At 35.9% G+C, this 23,123-nt stretch carries 18 protein-coding genes; 2 read left to right on the forward strand and 16 right to left on the reverse strand.

Going from position 1 to position 23,123, the window contains the following annotated elements:
• Window positions 1-17 precede the first annotated feature (17 nt).
• From uvrC to zapA, 12 genes are all read right to left on the reverse strand, one after another.
• Window positions 18-1,808, reverse strand: coding sequence for an excinuclease ABC subunit UvrC (gene uvrC / locus ACEPXD_RS12190; protein WP_391116259.1), 1,791 nt, complete (start codon window positions 1,806-1,808; stop codon window positions 18-20).
• A gap of 809 nt (window positions 1,809-2,617) precedes the next feature.
• The gene (trxA, locus tag ACEPXD_RS12195; protein WP_391123214.1) at window positions 2,618-2,959 is read right to left on the reverse strand and encodes a thioredoxin; all 342 of its coding nucleotides are present in this window, start codon (window positions 2,957-2,959) and stop codon (window positions 2,618-2,620) included.
• Between the two features lie 91 nt (window positions 2,960-3,050).
• Window positions 3,051-4,028: an electron transfer flavoprotein subunit alpha/FixB family protein gene (locus tag ACEPXD_RS12200; RefSeq protein WP_391116261.1), complete on the reverse strand. Its 978-nt coding sequence runs from the start codon at window positions 4,026-4,028 to the stop codon at window positions 3,051-3,053.
• A gap of 87 nt (window positions 4,029-4,115) precedes the next feature.
• Complete coding sequence (locus ACEPXD_RS12205; RefSeq protein WP_391116263.1) at window positions 4,116-4,889, reverse strand: electron transfer flavoprotein subunit beta/FixA family protein; 774 nt, start codon at window positions 4,887-4,889, stop codon at window positions 4,116-4,118.
• A gap of 28 nt (window positions 4,890-4,917) precedes the next feature.
• The gene (locus ACEPXD_RS12210) at window positions 4,918-5,691 is read right to left on the reverse strand and encodes an enoyl-CoA hydratase (protein ID WP_391116265.1); all 774 of its coding nucleotides are present in this window, start codon (window positions 5,689-5,691) and stop codon (window positions 4,918-4,920) included.
• 19 nt (window positions 5,692-5,710) lie between these two features.
• Window positions 5,711-6,292, reverse strand: a complete 582-nt coding sequence (locus ACEPXD_RS12215) for a TetR/AcrR family transcriptional regulator (RefSeq protein WP_391116267.1) — start codon at window positions 6,290-6,292, stop codon at window positions 5,711-5,713.
• Between the two features lie 85 nt (window positions 6,293-6,377).
• Complete coding sequence (locus ACEPXD_RS12220) at window positions 6,378-8,072, reverse strand: long-chain-fatty-acid--CoA ligase (RefSeq protein ID WP_391116269.1); 1,695 nt, start codon at window positions 8,070-8,072, stop codon at window positions 6,378-6,380.
• An 890-nt stretch (window positions 8,073-8,962) separates the two neighbouring features.
• Window positions 8,963-9,376 carry a DUF350 domain-containing protein gene (locus tag ACEPXD_RS12225; protein WP_387585252.1) on the reverse strand — a complete coding sequence of 138 codons (414 nt, stop codon included), beginning with the start codon at window positions 9,374-9,376 and terminating at the stop codon, window positions 8,963-8,965.
• A gap of 67 nt (window positions 9,377-9,443) precedes the next feature.
• Window positions 9,444-11,807, reverse strand: coding sequence for an endonuclease MutS2 (locus ACEPXD_RS12230; protein WP_391116271.1), 2,364 nt, complete (start codon window positions 11,805-11,807; stop codon window positions 9,444-9,446).
• A gap of 15 nt (window positions 11,808-11,822) precedes the next feature.
• Window positions 11,823-13,526 carry a DNA polymerase/3'-5' exonuclease PolX gene (gene polX, locus ACEPXD_RS12235; RefSeq protein ID WP_391116273.1) on the reverse strand — a complete coding sequence of 568 codons (1,704 nt, stop codon included), beginning with the start codon at window positions 13,524-13,526 and terminating at the stop codon, window positions 11,823-11,825.
• A 49-nt stretch (window positions 13,527-13,575) separates the two neighbouring features.
• Window positions 13,576-14,118, reverse strand: coding sequence for a CvpA family protein (locus tag ACEPXD_RS12240; RefSeq protein WP_391116275.1), 543 nt, complete (start codon window positions 14,116-14,118; stop codon window positions 13,576-13,578).
• A gap of 4 nt (window positions 14,119-14,122) precedes the next feature.
• Window positions 14,123-14,383 (reverse strand): cell division protein ZapA, encoded by a 261-nt coding sequence (gene zapA / locus ACEPXD_RS12245; protein ID WP_391116277.1) that lies wholly within the window; start codon window positions 14,381-14,383, stop codon window positions 14,123-14,125.
• A gap of 78 nt (window positions 14,384-14,461) precedes the next feature.
• Between zapA and rnhC the strand changes: the two genes are divergently transcribed.
• The gene (gene rnhC, locus ACEPXD_RS12250; RefSeq protein WP_391116279.1) at window positions 14,462-15,403 is read left to right on the forward strand and encodes a ribonuclease HIII; all 942 of its coding nucleotides are present in this window, start codon (window positions 14,462-14,464) and stop codon (window positions 15,401-15,403) included.
• A gap of 656 nt (window positions 15,404-16,059) precedes the next feature.
• A complete protein-coding gene (gene rpoN, locus ACEPXD_RS12255; protein ID WP_391116281.1) occupies window positions 16,060-17,358 on the forward strand; it encodes an RNA polymerase factor sigma-54 in 1,299 nt (432 codons plus the stop codon).
• Window positions 17,359-17,648: 290 nt separating this feature from the next.
• Here the strand turns inward: rpoN and ACEPXD_RS12260 are convergent, their stop codons facing one another.
• From ACEPXD_RS12260 to ACEPXD_RS12275, 4 genes are all read right to left on the reverse strand, one after another.
• Window positions 17,649-18,821 carry a hypothetical protein gene (locus ACEPXD_RS12260; protein WP_391116283.1) on the reverse strand — a complete coding sequence of 391 codons (1,173 nt, stop codon included), beginning with the start codon at window positions 18,819-18,821 and terminating at the stop codon, window positions 17,649-17,651.
• A gap of 73 nt (window positions 18,822-18,894) precedes the next feature.
• Window positions 18,895-20,067, reverse strand: a complete 1,173-nt coding sequence (locus tag ACEPXD_RS12265) for an amidohydrolase (protein ID WP_391116285.1) — start codon at window positions 20,065-20,067, stop codon at window positions 18,895-18,897.
• Between the two features lie 91 nt (window positions 20,068-20,158).
• The gene (hutH, locus tag ACEPXD_RS12270; RefSeq protein WP_391116287.1) at window positions 20,159-21,664 is read right to left on the reverse strand and encodes a histidine ammonia-lyase; all 1,506 of its coding nucleotides are present in this window, start codon (window positions 21,662-21,664) and stop codon (window positions 20,159-20,161) included.
• Window positions 21,665-21,927: 263 nt separating this feature from the next.
• Entirely contained in the window at window positions 21,928-23,094 is a 1,167-nt protein-coding gene (locus tag ACEPXD_RS12275; RefSeq protein ID WP_391116289.1) for a M20/M25/M40 family metallo-hydrolase, read from the reverse strand.
• Window positions 23,095-23,123: the final 29 nt, after the last annotated feature.

The raw sequence follows: 23,123 nt of genomic DNA on the forward strand, positions 1-23,123 counted from the left end.
TCAACCATACCATAACACTATTCAGAAGACAATAAACTTTTCTGAAAATGACTAACCATTATATCCGCTAACTTTTCAGGAAGCCCCGCTTCTATAAATTCTTCTTTACTTGCAACTTGCATTTTTTTCAGCGAACCAAAATGCTTTAATAATAAGGTTTTCCGCTTTGGACCAATGCCTTCAATGCCATCTAAAGAAGATGCAATAGTATGTTTTCCTCGTTGTTGCCGATGGAAGGTAATAGCAAAACGATGCACTTCATCTTGAATTCGTTGTAACAAATAAAATGCTTCACTTGTACGTTTCATCGGGATAATATCCATAGGATCCCCAAATAAAAGCTGAGACGTTTGATGTTTTCCGTCTTTTGCAAGCCCAGCTATTGGTATGTCCAACCCTAACTCGTCTTCTATAACTTCTCTAGCAGCTTCTATTTGCCCTTTACCACCATCAATAATTATTAAATCTGGAATTGGTAAGTTTTCTTTTAAAACACGGGTATATCTTCTACGAACAACTTCACGCATTGCACCATAATCATCATGTTTAGCTGCGGTTTTTGTTTTATATTTTCGATAGTCTTTCTTATATGCTTTCCCATCGACGAATACTACCATAGCTGAAACTGCATCAGTGCCGTGGATATGGGAATTATCAAACGATTCTATCCGATTTGGTGTAGCTATCCCCATAAGTTGACCTAATTCTTGAACAGCTCCAACCGTTCTTTCTTCTTGTCGTTCAATAAGATGAAATTTTTCGCTCAATGCTAAAATTGCATTTTTTTCAGCTAGATCAACTAAATTCTTTTTTGTTCCTTTTTGTGGAATAATTACTTTCATTTCTAATAGTTCCGTCGCTAAATGTAAGTCGGTATTGCTAGGTACGAAAATCTCTTTCGGTTTAATATGTTCCAATTTAGCATAAAACTGACCTAAGAACGTGAGAAACTCTTCCTCTGGATTACGATAAAGGGGAAATAAAGATACATCTCTTTCGATTAATTTTCCTTGACGAACGAAAAAAACTTGGACACACATCCATCCCTTATCGACTGAATATCCAAATATATCTCGACTCGTAAAGTCATTCATCGTCATTTTTTGTTTTTCCATCACTTGTTCAATATGAGAGATTTGATCTCTATATTCTTTGGCTCGCTCAAATTCTAAATTTTCAGCTGCTGCATGCATCTTGTCTGTTAACTTTTTTTTGACATGCAAATGACCACCGTTTAAAAAGCTAGATATTTCTTGAATTATTTCACTATATGCAGAATCTTCAATCTCTTTCACGCAAGGTGCTAAACATTGCCCCATATGATAATATAAACAAACTCGGTTCGGCATCTTTTGACATTTTCGCAAGGGATATAATCGATCAAGTAGCTTTTTTGTTTCATGCGCAGCGTGAGAATTAGGATAGGGGCCGAAATATTTTCCTTTATCTTTTTTTACTTGTCTAGTAATAATAAGTTTAGGGTCTTTTTCAGCTGTAATTTTAATGTATGGATACGTTTTATCGTCTTTCAACATAATATTGTACTTCGGATCATGTTTTTTTATTAGATGAAGTTCAAGTATTAATGCTTCAAGCTCGGACGATGTAACAATATATTCGAAGTCAACTATTTCTTGTACAAGTCTTTGTGTTTTTCCATCGTGAGACCCGGTAAAGTAAGAACGCACACGATTTTTTAATATTTTCGCTTTACCAACATAGATAATTGTTCCTTGTCGGTCTTTCATTAAATAACAACCAGGTTGATCTGGTAGGATTGCACATTTTTGTTGAATTAAATCATTCATATTATCACCTATTATCATTTTATAGAAGTGAGGACATTAGCTGAATTCAGTAAAAAAAACGCAAGCGTCCTTTAAGTGCATTTTGTCTTCTCTATTTCTAGAGTGCTTTGGACGAAACATCGGCTACACTATTACCATGGGAATTTTTGTGGATGGAGAAGTGACTGCGTCACTTCTCCATCCACTTTTTTCGGTAATCTTGTGGTGGTTGTTTGTCCGTCGCCTTCTTGAAATATGTAAAGACATAATGCATTTGTTTTGGTTAATGAGAGAATAAATTACTTTCCTATTCTTTTAAAAGCGGACGAAGATGCAATTTCGTCCGCTCAGCGCTTCTTTATAAATGAATACTACCTATTTTTTCAAGCCCCGCTGATTCATGTATACAGTGTACGATAAAAGTAAAAACATATAGGAAATCCTGCTTAAGGAAGACACCATTAAAATCACTTCAAGTCTTTGTGAATACTGGATTTCTAGTATATCAATTTCATATACTTTCTTATTAGGAACTACTCACTTAATGGATTGTAGTGAAAGGTGGCGACTCCAGACGGAGGCCAACAGGATGTTGGTCACGAAGGCGTTGCCACACGATGTGGCGCTCTTAGCCTTCGTTCCTCGGAGACAGGTGTGCCATCGCAAACGACGCGAATGCGGCGCCCCCGCGGAAAGCGTCCACCTGAAACGGAATCCGCGGTATTCTTTAATTCTTTAAAGTACTAGGAACACTGGTTTCGCAGGTTGATAATCCATATACTTTCTTATCTTTTAAAAAAACCGGGCACCATTTAGGACCCGGTTTTATATTATGCGTTTTTTTCTACGAATTGAACTAAAGCTTCTTTTGGTTGGAAACCAACCGCTTTGTCTACTGGTTGACCATCTTTAAATAATACTAAAGTTGGGATAGACATAATGCCAAATTGACTAGCAGTTGCTTGGTTTTCATCCACATCTACTTTAACGATTTTAACTTTATCGCTCATTTCAGCATCCATTTCTTCTAAAACAGGAGCTATCATTTTACATGGACCACACCATGTTGCCCAAAAATCTACTAATACTAAACCTTCTTCTATATCTTGATTAAAAGTTTGATCAGTTCCGTGTACAATTGCCATTTTAAAATTCCTCCTTAGACTAACTATGTTTTGATTATATCAGACTAAAATCACTACATCTACATTTTAGCTTGAAAGAAAAGAACTCGGCTCCTTTTGATAGAGCCAAGTATCTTTTTTAAGCATTTACTTTAAGTTTTTTAAATTCTTCTGTAAGCATAGGAATTACTTCAAATAAGTCGCCAACAATACCGTAGTCCGCTACTTTAAAGATGTTTGCTTCAGGATCTTTATTGATAGCAACGATTATTTTCGAGTTTGACATTCCCGCCAAATGCTGGATTGCACCTGATATACCCGCTGCAATATAAAGATCTGGTGTTACTACTTTACCAGTTTGACCGATTTGTAAAGAATAGTCACAGTAATCTGCATCACATGCACCACGTGATGCACCTACTGCCGCACCAAGTACTTTAGCAAGTTCTTTTAAAGGTTCGAAACCTTCTTCACTCTTCACTCCACGTCCACCTGCAATAACGACTTTTGCTTCTGATAAATCAACACCTTCAGAAGATTTACGAACTACTTCTTTAATGATTGTACGAAGGTTTGTAATATCAACTGTAAGTGAAGACACATCTGCTGATTTGCTATCATCTTTCGCAAGAGGAGCAATATTGTTAGGACGAATGGTAATAAATTCAATTCCATCTTTTACTTTTACTTTTTCAAAAGCTTTACCCGAATAGATCGGACGAATATAAACAGCAGCATCTCCTTCACCATCAATAGCCGTAACATCCGAAACTAAACCAACTTGTAGCTTACTAGCAATTTTTGGTGATAAATCTTTACCAAGTGCTGTATGCCCAAAAACAATTGCTTCTGGTTTTTCTTGATCAATTACAGCAAGTAACGCTTGTCCGTATCCGTCTGAAGTGTATTGTTTTAAATGCGGATGTTCTACTGTAATAACGCGGTCCGCACCATATTTCCCTAATTCAACAGCTAACTCTTTCACTGAATCTCCTAAGAGAACACTAACGACTTCTCCGCCGTTAGAAATTTGTTTTGCAGCAGCAATTGCTTCGTACGAAACATTACGTAGAGCACCTTCACGTGCTTCTCCTAATACTAATACTTTTTTAGACATGTTAATTTCCTCCCATTTTGAGTGTAAATTTGATTAGAAACAAATACGATTTGACGTATTGTTATCTTTGGCAACTGATGGTAAAGGTTAAATCACTTTTGCTTCTGAATGAAGTAAATGAACTAACTCTTTTACTTGATCCGCTAGATCGCCTTCTAATACTTTACCTGCTTCTTTTTTTGGAGGTAAATAAATTTCAATTGTTTCTGTTTTAGCTTCTACATCATCTTCATCCATATCTAAGTCATCTAACTCTACTTCTTCTAAAGGTTTTTTCTTTGCTTTCATAATTCCAGGTAAAGATGGATAGCGTGGCTCGTTTAAACCTTGTTGAGCAGTAACTAATAGAGGCAATGAAGTTTCTAGAATCTCCGTATCCCCTTCTACGTCACGTTTAATCGTCACAGTAGACCCATCAATTTCAAGGTTTGTAATCGTTGTTACATAATTAATCCCTAGTAATTCTGCTACACGTGGTCCAACTTGACCTGACCCACCGTCAATTGCAACGTTTCCAGCTAAAATTAAATCCGCATCTTTATCTTTTAAATATTCCGAAATGATTTGAGCCGCAGTGAATTGGTCTACTTCCTCTAAATCATCTTCTGTATTAATGAGAACAGCTTTATCTGCACCCATTGCTAGTGCTGTACGAAGTTGTTTTTCTGCATCTTCTCCGCCCATTGTAAGAACTGTAACTTCTCCACCGTGTGCATCTCGTACTTGAATTGCTTCTTCAATAGCATACTCATCATATGGATTAATGATAAATTCTGCGCCATCCTCTTGGATTTTACCACCACTTACAACAATCTTTTCTTCTGTATCGAATGTACGTTTTACTAAAACAAAAATATTCATTTAGAATTTCCTCCCAAGCTATTTTATTTTATTTCCCTTTAAAATCAGGATTTCTTTTCTCTAAAAATGCAGATATACCTTCTTTTGCGTCTTCGGAAACAAAAACCGTTCCAAAAGCATTCGCTTCTGCTTTCACACCTTCATAATAGGAGGCAGGTTTCACAAATTGAAGCATCTCAAGTGCTGCTTTAACTGCAACTGGACTCTTCTTCGCAATTTTACTTGCCAGTTCCTGTGCTTTATCAAATAGCTCATCTTCTGGATATGCATGATTAGCAAGACCAAAAGCCGCTGCATCTTTTCCGCTTATCGGATCACTCGTTAAGAGCATTTCTGCTGCTTTCGCAAAACCAACGTAACGGGGCAAACGCTGCGTTCCAGCAAAACCAGGTATTAATCCTAATTGTAATTCTGGAAGACCAAGTTTAGCATTTTCAGCAACAAGTCGGATATGACAACTCATCGCTAATTCAAGTCCGCCACCTAGTGCTGCTCCATGAATCGCAGCTATCACTGGCTTTGAAAACGTTTCCAATCTTTCAAAAATAGATTGCCCACTTGCAGAAAGCTCGGAAAATTCTTCTCCACTAGAAATAGAAGTAAATTCTTTAATATCCGCTCCTGCAGAAAAGAATCTTCCTTCACCTTTCAATAAAATAACTCGTACGGATTCGTCTTTTTCTACAGCATCTAGCAAATCATTTATTTCTAATATAACCCCACGTGCCAATGCATTTGCTGGTGGACGATTGATTGTAACTGTTGCTACACCATCTTCAATAGTCCATGACAAAAATTCCATCTTTTCACTTCCCCTTTGCCTAAGCTTTGATTCCTTTTAATAATAGACGATGTACTTTTCCCGTAAGGTCAACTAAGTCATATTTATACTCATTCATGACCCATGAAGTAGTCGTCTCATCAATTGTACCAAAAACCATCTGTCTTGCTAAGCGAATATCGATGGATTGATCAAATTCTCCATTTTCAATGCCTTCTTTTAATATAGCATCTAGCCATATTAAGTACGTCTTTAATATCGAATTAATCTTTAGTCGTAATGCTAAATTAGATTGTCGTAGTTCTAATTGAGTGACTGTAGCAAGATGATGATTACTTGCTAGAACAATAAAATGATTTTCAATCATTTTGAATAACTTCATAGAAGCGGTAATATCTTCTTTCACAATTTCATTTAAGTTATCTGCAAACATCTCCATCTTTTCTTCAAAAACGGAAATTAGTATATCTTCTTTGTTTTTAAAATATAAGTAAATTGTTCCGTCAGCTACGCCAGCTTGTTTTGCTATTTTAGAAACTTGCGATTGATGATAGCCGTTTTCTGCTATCACAATAATTGCTGCGTCGATAATTTGTTTATATTTAGGTTTATCTTTCTTCAATAAAAACACCACCAAAATAAAAATATGAATGATTATTCATTCATATTTTTATATTATATTTATTTTTTTATCATGTCAATCATCATTAACTGTTGACTACTTGTTTTAACTTTTCTTTTTCTTCTTCGATTAACGTTCTTCTTAAAATTTTTCCAACAGCCGTTTTTGGAAGTTCTGTTCTAAATTCATATATTCTAGGAACTTTAAAAGCAGCTAAATTTTCACGACAAAATTTGTCTAATACTTCTTCTGTAATATGTGCACCTTCTTTTAATACAACAAAGGCTTTCACCGTTTCACCGCGATATGGATCTGGTACACCGGCTACTACACATTCTTGAACTGCTGGATGCTCGTATAGAACCTCTTCTACATCTCTCGGATAGATATTGTATCCACCAGCAATAATCATATCTTTTTTACGGTCAACTACAAAAAAGAAACCGTTTTCATCCATATACCCTAAATCCCCCGTTAGCAACCATCCGTCTCGCATCGTCTTTTCAGTTTCTTCCGGTCTATTCCAATAGCCTTTCATTACTTGGGGTCCTTTAACTGCAATTTCACCTATCTCTCCAGGTGATAACGGTTCGGAAGAATCAATTCCAAATATCGCAGAGTCTGTATCCGGCCATGGTATTCCTACCGAACCTTTGACTCTTTCGTTACTATAAATTAAATTCGAATGTGAAACTGGAGAAGTTTCCGTTAACCCATAACCTTCTACTAACTTACCACCAGTAACTTTTTCAAATTTTTCTTGTACTTCTAATGGTAATGCAGCTGAACCACTTAGACAAGCCACAATCGAAGATAAATCATATTTTTGAACATCCGGATGATTCAAGATAGCGATATAAATAGTTGGAGCTCCAGGGAACAAAGTTGGTTTTTGCTTATCAATTGTTTTAAGTGCAGTTTCCACATCAAACTTAGGCAATAAGATCATTCTATTCCCCAACATTACAGACAAGATTAACACAGTAGTCATACCATATACGTGGAAGAATGGTAGAATTCCTAATATACTTTCTTCCCCTTTTCTACATTTGTAAAGCCAAGCATTACACATGGATGCATTGGAGATTAGATTTTTATGTGTTAACATTACACCTTTTGGAAATCCAGTTGTTCCACCCGTGTATTGAAGGAGTGCAATATCCTCTTCAAAATCAAATGGTAGATTAATAGAATCCGCTTTCGCAACTTTCATAATTTCTGGGAATAAATGATTCATTCCCCGGTGTTCGACTTTTACACTAAATCCGTATTGCTTCTTTTGTATAAATGGATAGATCATATTTTTAGGAAAAGGTAAGTAATCTTTTATCCCAGTGATAATAACATTTTCTAACTCTGTCTCTTTTATTACTTTAGAGATTCTCGGGAAAAGGATATCTAAAGCTAAAATTACTTTCGCACCTGAATCTTTCATTTGATACGAAATTTCTCTTTCCGTATACAATGGATTTGTTTGTACCACAATTGCACCTGCATATAATGCACCGTAGTAACCGATCACTCCTTGTGGACAATTTGGCAACATAATTGCTACCCGGTCACCTTTTTGTACTCCTAGCGATTGTAAGTAATTTGCAAACTTCAATGATGATTCATATAATTCATCGTATGTTACATCTTTTCCCATAAAATGTATTGCAACTTTCGCTGGAAACTTTTTATACGCTCTCGTTAAATATTCCTGAACTGGTATAGCTTCATAATGAAGTTCATGTGGTATTTCTGGCGGATAATTGGCAAGCCATTGTTTTTCTGTCATTGTTAAACCCCCTCTATATTATAATAGTATGAATATTCCTATTATTTATTATAAAGAAAAATGAATGACAATTCAATTTAATTATAGGAATAGCGCAAACGTCCTTAAAATGCCTCTTGTCATTCCTATTTCCAGAGTGCTTTAGACGAAACATTAGCTACACTATCAACGAAGAATTTTATGAAGGATCTGGAAGTGTCTGCGTCACTTCCAGATCCTCTTTTTTCGGTAATCTTGTGGCAAATGCTTATCCGTCGCCCTCTTAGAATTTGTGAGGACAAAATGCTTTTTGTTTGGATAATAAGAGAATAAATCCTTTCCTATTCTTTTAAAAGCGGAAGAAGATGCAATTTCGTCCGCTAAGCGCTTCTTTATGAATGGATGCTATCTATTTTTTTAGTTTCCACCAACTCTAATCATCTGCCCACTTATTCATGTATTCTATGAACAGTACAAGTAAAAACATATAGGAAATTCTGTTAAAGGTAGTCACCATTAAAAAGCACTTCAAGTCGTTGTGTATACTGCATTCCTAGCAATAGTAACTCTAACTTAGGTTATACTCACTTAAGGGATTGGAGTGAAAGGTGGCGACTCCAGCGGGATGAGTGAGACAGATGATCCATCACAAATGACGCGAATGCGGCGCCCCCGCGGAACGCGTCCACCTGAAACGGAAATCTGAGATATTATTTGATTTTTAAAAGTACTATGAACTGGCTTCTAAGGACGATAATCCATATACTTTCTTTCAAAAAAAAGAATGAGCATTTAACTCATTCTTTTAATTACTACTATTTAATTCATTACTAAATATACTATTCCAACTAAGACAAAACATATGCCTACAGCAATTAAAACTTTCGATAATTTTTCCATTGTAATCTCTCCTAAGAAATACTAGCACCAATGACAAATGACAACCCTACGGAAATGATAAGAGAAATAAACCCAACTGATCGATTATCTTCTTCAATTTCTTTGTCCACATGAAAGCTCGGGGTTAAAAATTCAAATAACCAATATGCAAGAATGAGTAGTGTGAAACCAAAAAGACCCCAACCTATCATTTCAAATAATGAATTATGTTGTTCAATAGAATAGCGGAAAATATTACAGACACCGAAAATTTTCCCTCCAGTTGCCATAGCTACTGCTACATTTCCTTTTTTTATCTCTTCCCAGTTTTTATATTTGGTAACAATTTCGAATAAAACCATGGAAACAATTAAACATAAAACGACAACGCTAAAATAACCAGCAGAATCCACTAATGGGTTGGACCAAAAACTAGAAAGTACCATACTAAAAACCCCTTTAAACTTTTCTTACTCTACGTTCTAACAACTAAAAAGTTTCAAAACTCCGCTGTTATTTTAATTCAACAACAGTTACCCCATGTCCACCTTCTCCTGCTTCTCCAAATCTGTAATTCTTCACACGAGAATGATTTTTTAAGAATTGTTGAATGGCTTGTCTTAATACGCCGGTTCCTTTGCCATGAATAATGGATACGCGCGGATAGTTTGAAAGAATTGCATCATCTAAATACTTTTCTGTTCGAATAATCGCATCTTCATACCGTTCCCCTCGAAGATCAAGCTCTAGCTTCACATGGGAATCTCTCCCGCGAACTGAATTAACTGAGACCGTTTGTTTTTGTTTTTCCGGTTTTATATATTCTAAATCTGCTTCATCTAGTTTCATTTTCAGCATACCAATTTGAACAGACCATTCGGACTTCGAGAGTTTTTGAAGTAAAGTCCCTTTTTGACCAAAGCTTATCACCTTTACTTCATCCCCAGCTTTTAACTCTTTGGCAAGTTCGTTCAGTTTCTTTTGCTTTTTAAGAATTGGATTATTTGGCAAAGCTTCGTCCAAACGTTTTTTAGCGTCAATTAACTCATGCTCTTTTACCAACAAATGAGTATTCGCTTGCATTTTACGTAACTCGCTAATAATCCCATCTGCTTCGCGTCTAGCATCGTCTACTATTTTCTTCGCTTTCTCTTTTGCTTTTTGCTCAAACTGTTCTTTTTTCTGGTCTAATTGCGCAAGTTTTTGTTCTAGTTGTTCTTTTACTAGCCGAGCTTCTTCTAACTTAACTTCTGTTTCTTCCGCATCTTTTTCAGCTTGTCTTCTACTTTCTTCTAACGAGGCAATCATCGAATTGACTTCTCCTCGGTCCGTACCCGTAAATGATTGTGCTTGTACAATGATAGATGACGGAAGTCCAAGTCGTTCGGAGATTTCAAATGCATTACTGCGTCCGGGAACTCCTATTAACAACTTATAAGTTGGACTCAATGTTTCAATATCAAATTCCACACTTGCATTTGCAACACCTGGGCGATTATACCCGTATGCTTTTAGTTCGGGGTAATGGGTAGTTGCCATCACGCGTGCACCTGTGCCATGAACCGCATCCAAGATAGAAATAGCAAGAGCTGCTCCCTCTTGAGGATCTGTACCTGCACCAAGCTCATCGAATAAAATTAAAGATTGATTGTCATATTTTTTAAGTATATCTACAATATTAACCATATGTGAAGAGAATGTACTTAAGCTTTGCTCTATAGATTGTTCGTCTCCAATGTCTGCAAATACGGATTCAAATAACGACAATTCAGAACCGTCTAAAGCAGGGATAGGAATTCCACTTTGCGCCATTAATGTACAGAGCCCAACCGTTTTAAGCGTAACGGTTTTACCACCTGTATTCGGACCTGTAATGACGATAGCCGTAATATCTTTTCCAAATTCAATCGTATTTGCCACAGCAGTGTCAATTGAAATAAGTGGATGTCTTGCTTTGACTAAACGAATATACCCTTTATTATTAATATGAGGCATCGTGCATTTTTCAACTTGTCCATATTTTGCCTTTGCTAAAATAACATCTATTTCACCTAAAATATCTACTAACAAGAAAATTTCATGTCCAACTATTTCAACTTCAGCAGTTAGTTTAATTAGAATACGTTCAATCTCTTCTTGTTCTTTTACTTTTAACCCACGAATATCATTATTTAGCTGAACAACTGCTGATGGTTCGATAAATAAGGTTTGTCCAGAAGACGACTGATCATGAATAATCCCACCATAGTGACTTCGATATTCTGACTTCACCGGAATTACATATCGATCATTACGAATCGTAACAATCGAATCAGATAGCATTTTAGATGCATTGGCGCCTCTTGTATAGCTTTCTAACTTTTCTCGTACTCGACTAACTTGAATACGCAATTGTTGCCGAATCGAACGAAGCGTACTACTAGCACTATCTAAAACAGTACCGTTTTCATCAATACAATTATTTATTTCATGTTCTAGTGCTGTGAGGATTGGCATTGCTTCTTTTTTTTCCAGAAAATGAGGAATTCCCACATCTTCTGACTCAGCAACATTCTCAAGAAACTGCCGTAAGATTTTACTCGCTCGAATGGTACTAGCTGTTTCCATTAATTCTACTGGACTTAACATTCCGCCGATCTGTGCTCGTTTAGCATGCGGACGTATATCCGTAATGCCACCCATTGGAACATTCCCTCTAAGTCGAAGAACTGTTAGCCCTTCATCCATTTCTTCCAAAAGCTTTGTCACTTCTGCATAATCCACAGAAGGAACAAGTTTATCAATATGACTTTTTCCAACAGAAGAGGTACAGTACTTGGCAACTTCTTCTCGAATTTTATAATATTCTAACGTTTTCAGTGCTCTTTCAGCTATCACTGAGGCACCTCCTAATTATTTCTTAACAAATTGCTTGAATTTCTCTAATGTCCACGTATTTACAATACTATCTTTGTGAAGCCAAGCTTTTTGCGCATAACGTACGCCTATATCCATGTATTTCAGTTGGTCTATATGGTGGGCATCTGTATTAATGGCAATTGGAACGGAAGCTTCTTTTGCTAATTTTAAGTAATCCGTTTTTAAATCTAGACGATATGGATTAGCATTTAACTCCAAAATTTTTCCGTATTCCTTTGCCCACTCAATCAAAGTTGGTACATCCGGATTATATCCATCACGCTGTTCAATAATTCTTCCTGTTGGATGAGCAATCATATGCACATGTGGATTTTTTATCGCATTTAATAAACGTTCCATAATTTTCTCCTGTGGCTGACTAAAACTTGAATGAATGGAAGCAATTACGAAATCGAGTTGCTGTAATACTTCATCTTCAAAATCAAGCGAACCATCTGGTAAAATATCCATTTCCGTACCTGCAAATATTTCGATATCTGTATATTTTGCGTTTAATTTGCAAATTGTTTCAATTTGATTTAATAAGCGCTCTTTGGAGAGACCATTCGCTACTTTTAAATAATCGGAATGATCGGTAATGACCATATGAGAATAACCTTTCGCTCTACATGCTTCCACCATTTCTTCGATCGAATGGGCTCCGTCAGACCAGGTCGTGTGCATATGAAAATCGCCTTTTATATCGTCCAATGTTACGAGAGAGGGCAATTGATCTAGTTTTTTAAACTCGGAGCCATCCTCTCGAACAGTTGGAGGAATATAGGGTAAATCGAAGTACGCATAGAACGCTTTCTCCGATTCAAAATGCTGTACGGTCCCATCTTCCAACTCTACACCATATTCACTAATTTTCATGCCTTTATCTTTTGCGATTTGTCTCATTTTAATATTATGATCTTTAGAACCTGTAAAATGGTTTAAAGCAGAAGCATATTGATGCAAATCTACTATTCGAAAATCCACATCTACTTCATTTTCAACTGCTAGTGTTACCGAAACTTTTGTTTCTCCGGCTGCAATGATTTTTATAATTGGAAGTACGTTTAACATTTCTTCTCGTACTTCTTGAGGTGAACTTGTCCCAATAATGAAATCGATATCTTTACTTGCTTCTTTTACTCTTCTATAAGATCCTGCAACAGAAAACTTTTCAATCGTTGGGATAGTTAAAAGCTTTCTTTCAATCATTTCTACGATTGGTTCTAGCTGCCAAATTGCAGTTCTTTCCGGCTTCGATTGGAAGCTTGCAATTTCCGCTAATATTTTCTCTTCTGTTTTCGCAGCAAATCCTGCTAAGGACTGAACTTTCTTTGCTTCACAAGCTTCTTTCAATGCATCAATTGAGTCTATTTGTAATTCTTTATAAAGCTTGGCAATTTTCTTTCCACCAAGTCCTGGTATTTTTAACATTGGTAGCAGTCCACTAGGAACTGTGTTTTGAAGTTCTAATAGTAAGGAAGACTGTCCTTCATTCATTAAATCTTCAATTACAGCTCCCGTAGCAGCACCAATTCCTTTTAAAGATAGAATATTATCCATTTCAGCAAGACTACGTGCATCAAGTTCTAAAACTTGTGCAGCTTTTCGAAAGGCCGAAACTTTAAAAGGATTCTCTCCTTGCAATTCCATATATAAAGCAATTTTTTCTAATGTACGAATAATGGTCTTTTTATCCATCAATAGAACCCCTTTCATTCGAAAAAAAACTTCCCTCTACTGAGAGAAGTTATTTTTTCATATAGATATACCACCAACTTTTTACTGCTTCTGAAAGTATTGGTGTGTGATTCAATATCCATGACGTCAAACTAGATTTTGATATTAAATTTTGAATAATATCGATAGGTAGTAAGGCAAAAACGTATAATAACACAAATAAAATGAAATAAAACTCAATAAATCCTAAAACCGCTCCAATCATATTGCTTATAAAACCAAGTATAGGCAAATACTTTAAAAAATCAAACATCGACGCTAATAAATGAAGTGCAAATTTAACGACCATAAAAATGAGCGCAAATGCAATAATACGATAAAATGTTTGGTCTAAATCTAAACTCTCCACTGCAATAGTAAGTTTAGATCCAGCAGTTACAGCAGGAAATGGAATCCATAAAACAAATTTCTCTGCAAGTGGTTTATAATAAGTATAGGAAACGATAAGTGCGATGATAAAACCAGTCATGTGGATGAGTTGTAAAACTAATCCTCGTTTTGCACCAGTAAAAAATCCAGCGATAAGTAATAGTAAAATCAGAATATCTATCATTTTTTCAGTCCTTTAACTTTTTCAATTCTTCTTCTAGAAGCTCTAATTGTTCTTTTGCTTTTATGTAATCGTTTACTGCATTGACCGCAGTCAGTACTGCTAGTTTAGCAACATCTAACTTGCCGTTATGAAAATGTATTTCTCTCATTTTATCATCTACCATGGAGGCAACAAGACGCATATGACCAGAAGTTTCGGAACCTACCATTTTATAATTCTGTCCATATATATCAACAGAAATTCTCGTTTTTTGTTGTTCTGACAAAGACGTTCCCTCCCCTAGAAAATCCTATTAATAATAATAACACGAAATAGATTGCGATGTGAAGAAAGGAACGAACGAATGTCTAACGAAGTTTTAGTAATGCAACCAAAAGAAATAGAAAAAGTGAAAGTTCATTATGCACAATATAAAGTAGAAAGAGCTGCTCCTGGGGTAGTCTTTGCTGCAAAACTATCAGATACAGCCATTACCATTTATAAGTCTGGTAAAGTAATGTTTCAAGGAAATGGTGCTTCTCGTGAAGCTTCCTTATGGGGAGGAATTTCCAATAACTCCAAGGAAAAGGTTATTAGTGGCACGGCAAAAGGTGATACATTACCGCCCAACTTCTCCTCTTTTTCTGTCGTCGGGTCTGATGAAACTGGGACCGGAGATTATTTTGGCCCAATAACAGTAGCAGCATGTTTTGTTCGAGCAGATCAAATTGAATTGATACAAGAACTTGGAGTAAAAGATTCAAAAATGCTAACGGATGACGTTATGCGGAAAATGGCTCCAGATTTAATGGCTACATTAACGCATAGTGTGCTCGTTTTAAAAAATGAAAAGTATAATGACATCCAAGGACGAGGATGGTCCCAAGGGAAAATAAAAGCCCTTATGCACAACCAAGCACTTAAGCATGTGTTGAATAAAATGAATCCAGAAAAACCTGCATATATATTAATAGACCAGTTTGCTGAACGAGGCATTTACTATAATCATATTAAAGCCGAAAAAGAAATCATTCGGGAAAATGTTCTGTTTTCTACAAAAGCTGAGCAATTGCATGTTTCTGTTGCAGCAGCATCCATTATTGCAAGATATGCTTTTTTAATAGAAATGGACCGTCTTAGTAAAATTGCAAATACGACCATTCCAAAAGGAGCAAGTTCAAAAGTCGATGAAATAGCGGCAAATATTTTTTTAAAACATGGAGAAACATTTTTAAAATCCATTACGAAATGGCATTTTGCCAATACGCAAAAAGCGATTAGAATTGCGAATAAGAAAAGATTATAAGCAAAAACTTCGGATAAAAGTCTTTTCATTTTATTGAACTAATCCCTGTTTTTAAGAAAAGCGCAAGCGTCCTTTAAGTGCATCTTGTCTTTACCAATTTCAGAGTGCTTTGGACTAAACATTAGCTACACTATTAACGAAGACTTTTATAGAGGATCTGGAAGTGACTGAGTCACTTCCAGATCCTCTCTTTTCGGTAAACTTGTGGCGGATGTTTGTCCATAGCTCTCTTGAAATATTTAGCGACATGGTGCATTAGGTTTGGTTAATGAGAGATAAAATGCTTTCCTATTCCTTTAAAAGCGGACGAAGATGTAATTTCGTCCGCTCAGTGCTTTTCTATCAATGGATGCTATCTATTTTTTTAGGTTCCGCCAACTCTAATCCTACTCATACTGAATCATATAAACTTTGCCCGGTAAAAGGAAAGAAAAAAACAAGAAAGATTAAGTCCAAGTAAAGATGAAGGTCTTTATTCATATTACCATCCTAGAATCATTAATACTGGATACCGGAATAAAGAGGTTTTTTCGCATTTAAATAATTCGCAATATTCATATATTTCTATTAAATAATTGAGATACTTGTAGTATAATTAAGTACGTCCTAATGTAAGCGCTCTCGAATAAACGTAAGAATAGATGAGGAGGAATACGATGGAACTCATACTTACACACAGACAAGAACAAAGTTTAGTCATGACTTTTCAACTAAAACAAGCAATTGAATTATTGCAATATTCCACTTTCGATCTATATCAATACATAAAAGAGCAAGAGTTAGAAAACCCATTAATCGAATTGGAGGAGCAACCTCCAGATTTTTTGTATCCTGAAAGATCAAATGGAAAAACTATTTTAACTGGCTCCTCTCAACAACTAATAGACTATGCACAAACTAAAAACATTGATATGCGACATAACTTAGTTGAACAAGCAAAGTTACTATTCACAGATGATATAGACATGAAACTTTTAAAATATCTTATACACAATTTGGATGATAGTGGTTTTTTACATTTAACTAGTGATGAACTCTTTGATGAAGTAACAATAGAAAGAGGAATTCATCTTCTTCAACAGATTGGACCTATTGGTTTAGGTGCACGATGTATGAAGGAATGTTTGCTTTTGCAAATAACATACGATTATCCAGAAGAAAAATTAGCAAAAAGACTTATTGAACATCACTTAGACTTATTAGCTAATAGAAAATGGAATGATATCTCTCGTTGTATGAAGATATCATTACAAGCCGTTAAAGATACGGTTGATTTCATTCAAACACTAAATCCAACTCCTTGCTTTGGTATTTCAGATTTTTCAGTTGAATATTTAGTTCCGGATATTATAGTGGAATATAAGGATGGAAATCTGATTTATTACTTAAACGAAAGTTATTTACCGGAAATCCATTTTAACAATCAGTACACAGACTTAATGAATGTTAAGGATGAAACATCCAAATATATTAATAATCAATTCGCAAGTTATAAATGGTTGCTTAGTAGTATCGAACAGCGCCGTTTGACCATTTTAAAAATAGTCGAGGTTTTAATAAAAAAACAAGATAGCTTTTTTAAAGAAGGATTTAGCTCACTTAAGCCTCTAACTTTGAAAGAAGTTGCTAGTGAGATAGAGATGCATGAGTCAACAGTTAGCAGAGCAACTATGAATAAAGTCATTCAAACACCTAAAGGTTCTTTTGATCTTCGTAAGTTATTTACTTCTAAGCTAGAAAGAAACGATGGAAATTTAATATCCCAAACGGAGGTTAAATTACTCTTAGAAAATATCATAAAGAAAGAAAATAAATGCAAGCCTTTTTCAGATCAACAAATTGCAAATCACTTTAATATAGAAAAAGGGATTGCGATTGCTAGACGTACTATTAGTAAATATCGCGAGGAACTAAATATCCCTCCCGCGAACCGACGTAAAGAGATAAGTGTATAATAGGAGATACGTGTTTACCATTATAAAGATTTCTGGATGCGACTGTGGCTACTCAGCCCTACTCTAAAATAATATTATATAAGAAGGTTGTTAATTAACAAACGTGATAAAAGGAGTCGAAAAAAAGTTCCAACATTTTTTCATTGACTAGTATATGTACCAAAAACTCAGGATGAAGATAGAGATGACAAGTTTAAAAGGGTTACGGATTTCACCGTAACCCTTTATCGTTGGCACTAGCTCATTTAATTTAATGCATTTTTAATATTCAGAAATTAAAACGTGCTAAATTATAAAGTCCTTATTAATATACTTGCAATAATAACTGAGCCTATCGTTACAGTTGTAAACCCACCAACGAGCATTGGAGTTAAAATTTCATTAAAGATTTTTTCTTCTTCTTCTTTATCTCTTCCAACACTACGACTAACTTCTTCGCAGACAATGTAATCACCTGGAAAACCAAACGTAGCAGTGAGGGCAACCGGAATACCTTTAAGTGGATCCCATTTAAATAACTTCGAGCCAAGATAACCACCACCAATAATTCCGATTATACCTACTATAATAATAGTGAACACTTCAGGCAAATATCCAATAAATTGACCAAATGTAATGTCATTCATCATAATAATTATTAGGAATATTATTCCTGCCATACCTATTGTAAATGCATTCGCACGTTCCATTACCCGCTCCGGATAAAATCCAACTACTCTTCCCAACACACCGATAATTAGAGACCATAAGCTATATGGAATAACGGTATATTTCCCGAGAACAATTGCAATTGCTCCGCCGACAAATAATAAGAATAAAAGAATTAAATTACTACGATATTTTTCTGGAAGAAAAAACTTATCTTTCACTAGTTCACCATTTTTTATTACTTTTAATTCCGAAATATATGTTCCGTTATCCATTTCCGAACGGATTTTAAGTGCATAACGTCGAAGAATATTAGTTGCAATTGGTATACCAAATAGTGATTGTACCGCCATAATTAATACCGGAACTGTTACTAAAGAAACTAGACCTAGCTCCTTTAGTCCCTCTGACGTAACAAGGAGAGCTATTATACCTCCAGTAAGAGGACCTACTCCAGCAACCGCAACAGGATAATCAAATATTAATGTGACAAGTGTTAATATTAGCACTGAAGCAAAAATAATACCTAACACTGCGATAGCTACAGCTTTCCACTGAAGTTTTATACTTTTCAAAGGAATTAACGTTCCCATATGAACAATAACAGGAGCGGTACCCAACACAGTTCCAACAGTAACAAAGCCGGAATTCAAGATCATACTCTTTGGCAATACCCCAATCCAAATTAACACGAGATATCCCATTAATGCTATAAATAGCATAGGTATTCTTGCTTTAGTTATTATCGATATTACTTCTCCAAGGGCAATCAACCCTAATATTACCATTGCTGCAACTACTGGTTCTTGAAACATAGCATCTCATCCTTTTATAATAGTTTTTAGTGGATTAGTTTCCATTTAGTGTTTCGCATAGATGCTGTTTATGTTAGTTTAATAGCTTAAAAGGTGCTTCGATTAAAAGCTTGAGCCCGATTTCCAACGATCTTTCATCAAAGTCAAAACGAGGATGATGATGTGGAAAATTTAGTTCTTCTTTATCTTTTGCTGCTCCAATTCCAATGAAACAACCAGGAACTTTCTGAGAAAAAGCTGAAAAGTCTTCACCCCCCATAAAAGGTGGGATTTCCATAATAATATTTGGACCAAATTTCTCTTCAATTAGCTTTTCTATTTCCCCTGTAACTTCGTGATTGTTATAGACGGAAGCGTAACCAAATTCATATTCATACTCATATGTTGCTTGATGAGCTTTTGTTATTCCATTTACTACTTCTTCTATTCGTTTGGAGATATTAACACGTACTTCTTCACTAAAGCTTCTTACCCCGCCACCAATTTTTACTGAATCAGGAATAATATTTTTAGCAGTACCACCGTTAAATTCTGTAATGGAGACAACAGCCTGGTCTAATGGATCAATATTTCTTGCGATGATATGTTGAATGTTATTAACAACTTGCGCCCCTATTAAAATTGGATCAATTGTTTCTTGTGGTTGTGAGGAATGGCCCCCTTTACCCACAATTTTAATATTAAATATATCTGAATTTGCAGTGAATGGCCCATAAGGAATCACAATTTTTCCGGTAGGAATCATTGTAAAGAGGTGAAGTCCTATAATCTTATCCACTCCGTCCAACACACCTGCTTTCACCATCTCTTGAGCTCCCCCAGGAAACAATTCTTCTGCGTGTTGGAATATGAATCTCACTTCTCCTTTTATTTTATCTTTCCTTTGAACAAGAATCTTTGCTGCACCAAGTAACATTGCTGTATGCCCATCATGACCACATGCATGCATGATGCCTGAATTTTCTGAAACAAATGGTAAATCTGTTGCTTCTGTAATTGGCAAAGCATCCATATCTCCACGAATTGCAAGTACCTTACCTGGCTCACTTCCTAATAAACGACCCATTACACTTGTTTTTGTCGGTCGCGTTACTTCAATACTTCCAAAAGATTTTAACGTATCATAAACAAATTGAGATGTATTTATCTCTTCGTACGATAATTCAGGATGCTGATGAAAATATCTTCTCCATTTAACTACATCATTTTTTACTTTTTCAAAATCTATTACCTCAATTTCATCCACATTAAAACCCCCTAGATAATATGTTTTAGGAAAAAACAACCCTAACTGTTGTTTGTACGTTCAACAGTTAGAATTGGTTTCTTACTTAGTGTTATTTTAAATCGTCCGCTCGTAAGATATATTGTGCCAACTCTTCCATTTGATCAGAAATAGCACGATCTCCATCTAATGGAGGGCAAATGCCTCGAACAATTTCTAAATATTTTCTTGTAGCTGGAGCTAATTGACTTTCAGCTTTCTCTAAGTAAATAGCTTGTGAAGCACAGATTAGTTCAATCGCAATAACACGAGCACTGTTATGGATAATTTCACGAGCTTGACGCGAGCCAATCGTCCCCATACTTACATGATCTTCTTGGTTAGCAGAAGTCGGAATAGAGTCAACGCTTGCTGGATGTGCCAGCACCTTATTCTCCGAAACAAGTGCAGCTGCTGCATATTGGACAACCATCAATCCACATTCTAAACCTGGATCCATCGCTAAAAATGGCGATAAGCCACTTAACTGTGGATTCACAAGTCGCTCTGTTCTTCTCTCTGAAATATTCGCCCATTCTGCTGCTCCTACTTTCAAGAAATCCATTGCAAGTGCAATTGGTTGTCCGTGGAAATGACCTCCAGAAATAATTTCTCCATTTTCTAAGATTACTGGGTTATCTGTCGCTGAATTAATTTCAACTTTCAATCTATCCTCTACATAATTAAATGCTTGCCAAGATGCCCCGTGTACTTGTGGAATACAACGAATCGAATATGCGTCTTGCATGCGAACTTCCCCTTGATGGGTAATGCGTTTACTTCCTTCTAACCAATTTCTCATTCGAGATGCAACGAATTCTAACTCTGGATGAGGGCGAACTGCTAATAATTCAGGATCGAATGCGGAAATAATTCCTTGTAACGCTTCCATTGTTAAACATGCCGCCATATCAGCAGCTAAACCAAGACGCTCTGCCTCATTAATAGCGACAACCCCAACGCCAGTCATTGCTTGTGTTCCATTTATTAATGCAAGGCCTTCTTTCGCTTCTAATGTAACTGGTTTTAAACCTGCTCGTTTCAAAGCTTCCCCACCCGAAAGAACTTCTCCTTCGAATTCAGCTTTTCCTTCTCCTATTAAAACGATCGCAACATGCGCTAGTGGAGCTAAATCTCCACTAGCTCCCACAGACCCTTTACAAGGAACAATTGGATGTACACCTTTATTAATCATTTCGACTAACAATAAAAGAGTATCTTCTTTAATCCCTGAAAATCCTTTTGCTAGCGCATTTGCACGAAGCGTCATCATCGCCCGAACTATTGGAGTTGGCAATGGATCACCTACACCAACTGCATCTGCTCGAAGTAAATTAAGTTGTAATTTGGCGATGTCTTCTTTTTCTATTTCGATGTCACTTAACTTTCCAAATCCCGTATTTACTCCGTAAATAACTTTTCCATCTCTCAGTTGTTTTTCAATTCGTTCGCGACTCGCTCGAACTCTTATTAAATCTGCTTCTGGAATTTCTACTTTTGCTGATCCATAAACAACACTTTCGATTTTATGTCTGTCTAATGTAATACCATCTAATTTTACTAATTTATCATTTGTCATGTATGCTCACTCCTGTATGTTGTATGTTTTCATTAAACAGATAACTGACTCAATCTCATAAATCAGCATGATTTCCGCTATCGACGGACGCTTTCCGCGGGGTGAGCGATTAGCCATCACCGCCGCTTCGCGTCGTTTGTGATGTCTTATCTGTCTCACTCATCCCGCTGGAGTCGCCGCTTGTCGCTCCAATCAAAAAAATAATCATTGTTCGTTATTTTATAATTAATTGTTATTTATGAAATTAACTCAACTATAGAAAATTACTCTTTTTTATGATTGTTGTACCATTGTTCAATTAATCCCGCCGTAAGTCGACCAGTATTTATTAGGTTTTCTACGCTCAAGCATTCTCTAAAAGAATGAATGTTTTGGAATCCATTTCCTAGCGTAATACATGTTAATCCATTCTCATTTAATACATTCGTATCAGCGCCACCAAGAGTTTCCGTTAAATACGGATTGACTTTTATATTATGTGCAGCTGTTTCAACCGTTTTTGTTAAAATATGATCATCTGGAATATCGAAACCACTATATTTCTTCTCAATTCTAACTGTCAATTTACCTCCGTTTTTCTCTGCTGCTTCTTGCATAACATCCTCCATATGCTGCAATTGCTTTTCTAATTTTTCTTTTGAAAAACTACGAACTTCCCCTGCAACCCTAACAGTACCAGGTATAATCGATGTAAGCTCTCCACCTTCTATAATGCCAATGTTGGCAAGTGTCTCATCATCAATTGTTCCAAGATTCATGTTTAATAATCCTTTTGAAGCAATAAGGACAGCGCTATTGCCTTCCTCAGCGTTTAGTGCAATATGAGCTGCATTTCCTTCCACTGTTAACCAAATTCTACTACTATAAGGTCCCTTTAATATAATTTGACCAACATCGCCACTGCTATCGAATATATAACCATCCTTACTCTTTACTTTGCTATAATCCATATGAGTTGCTCCAACAAGTCCTGGTTGTTCATTCACGGTTAATACAAATTCGATAGGACCATGTGGAATTCCACTTTCAATCACTGCTCTAATCGCTTCTAGATATGACGCTAATGCTGCACGGTCATCTGCACCTAAGATTGTCGTACCGTCCGAATAAATAATACCATCTTTAATTATCGGTTTCAGGTCTTTTGTCGGAAGAACTGTATCCATATGTGTGGAGAAAAACAGTGGAGGAATGGATGAATCCGTTCCTTCTCTCCATGCAATCAAATTCCCTACTTCTCCATTAAATTTTTTATGTGCTTCATCAAATTCAAGTGTGAAACCAAGTTCTGTTAATGCTTTAATTAAATAATCTGCTACTAGTTGTTCCTTCGAACTTGGTCCATTAATTTTTGCTAGCTCTAGAAATAATTCTAATAAACGTTCTTCATTTACTTTTTCAGCAGCGGTGGCGTATTGTTTTTGTGTCATTGTAAATCCTCCAATTATTTAGATATATT

Origin of the sequence: Psychrobacillus sp. L3, assembly GCF_042945595.1 — a bacterium.
In the GTDB taxonomy this organism is placed as follows: domain Bacteria; phylum Bacillota; class Bacilli; order Bacillales_A; family Planococcaceae; genus Psychrobacillus.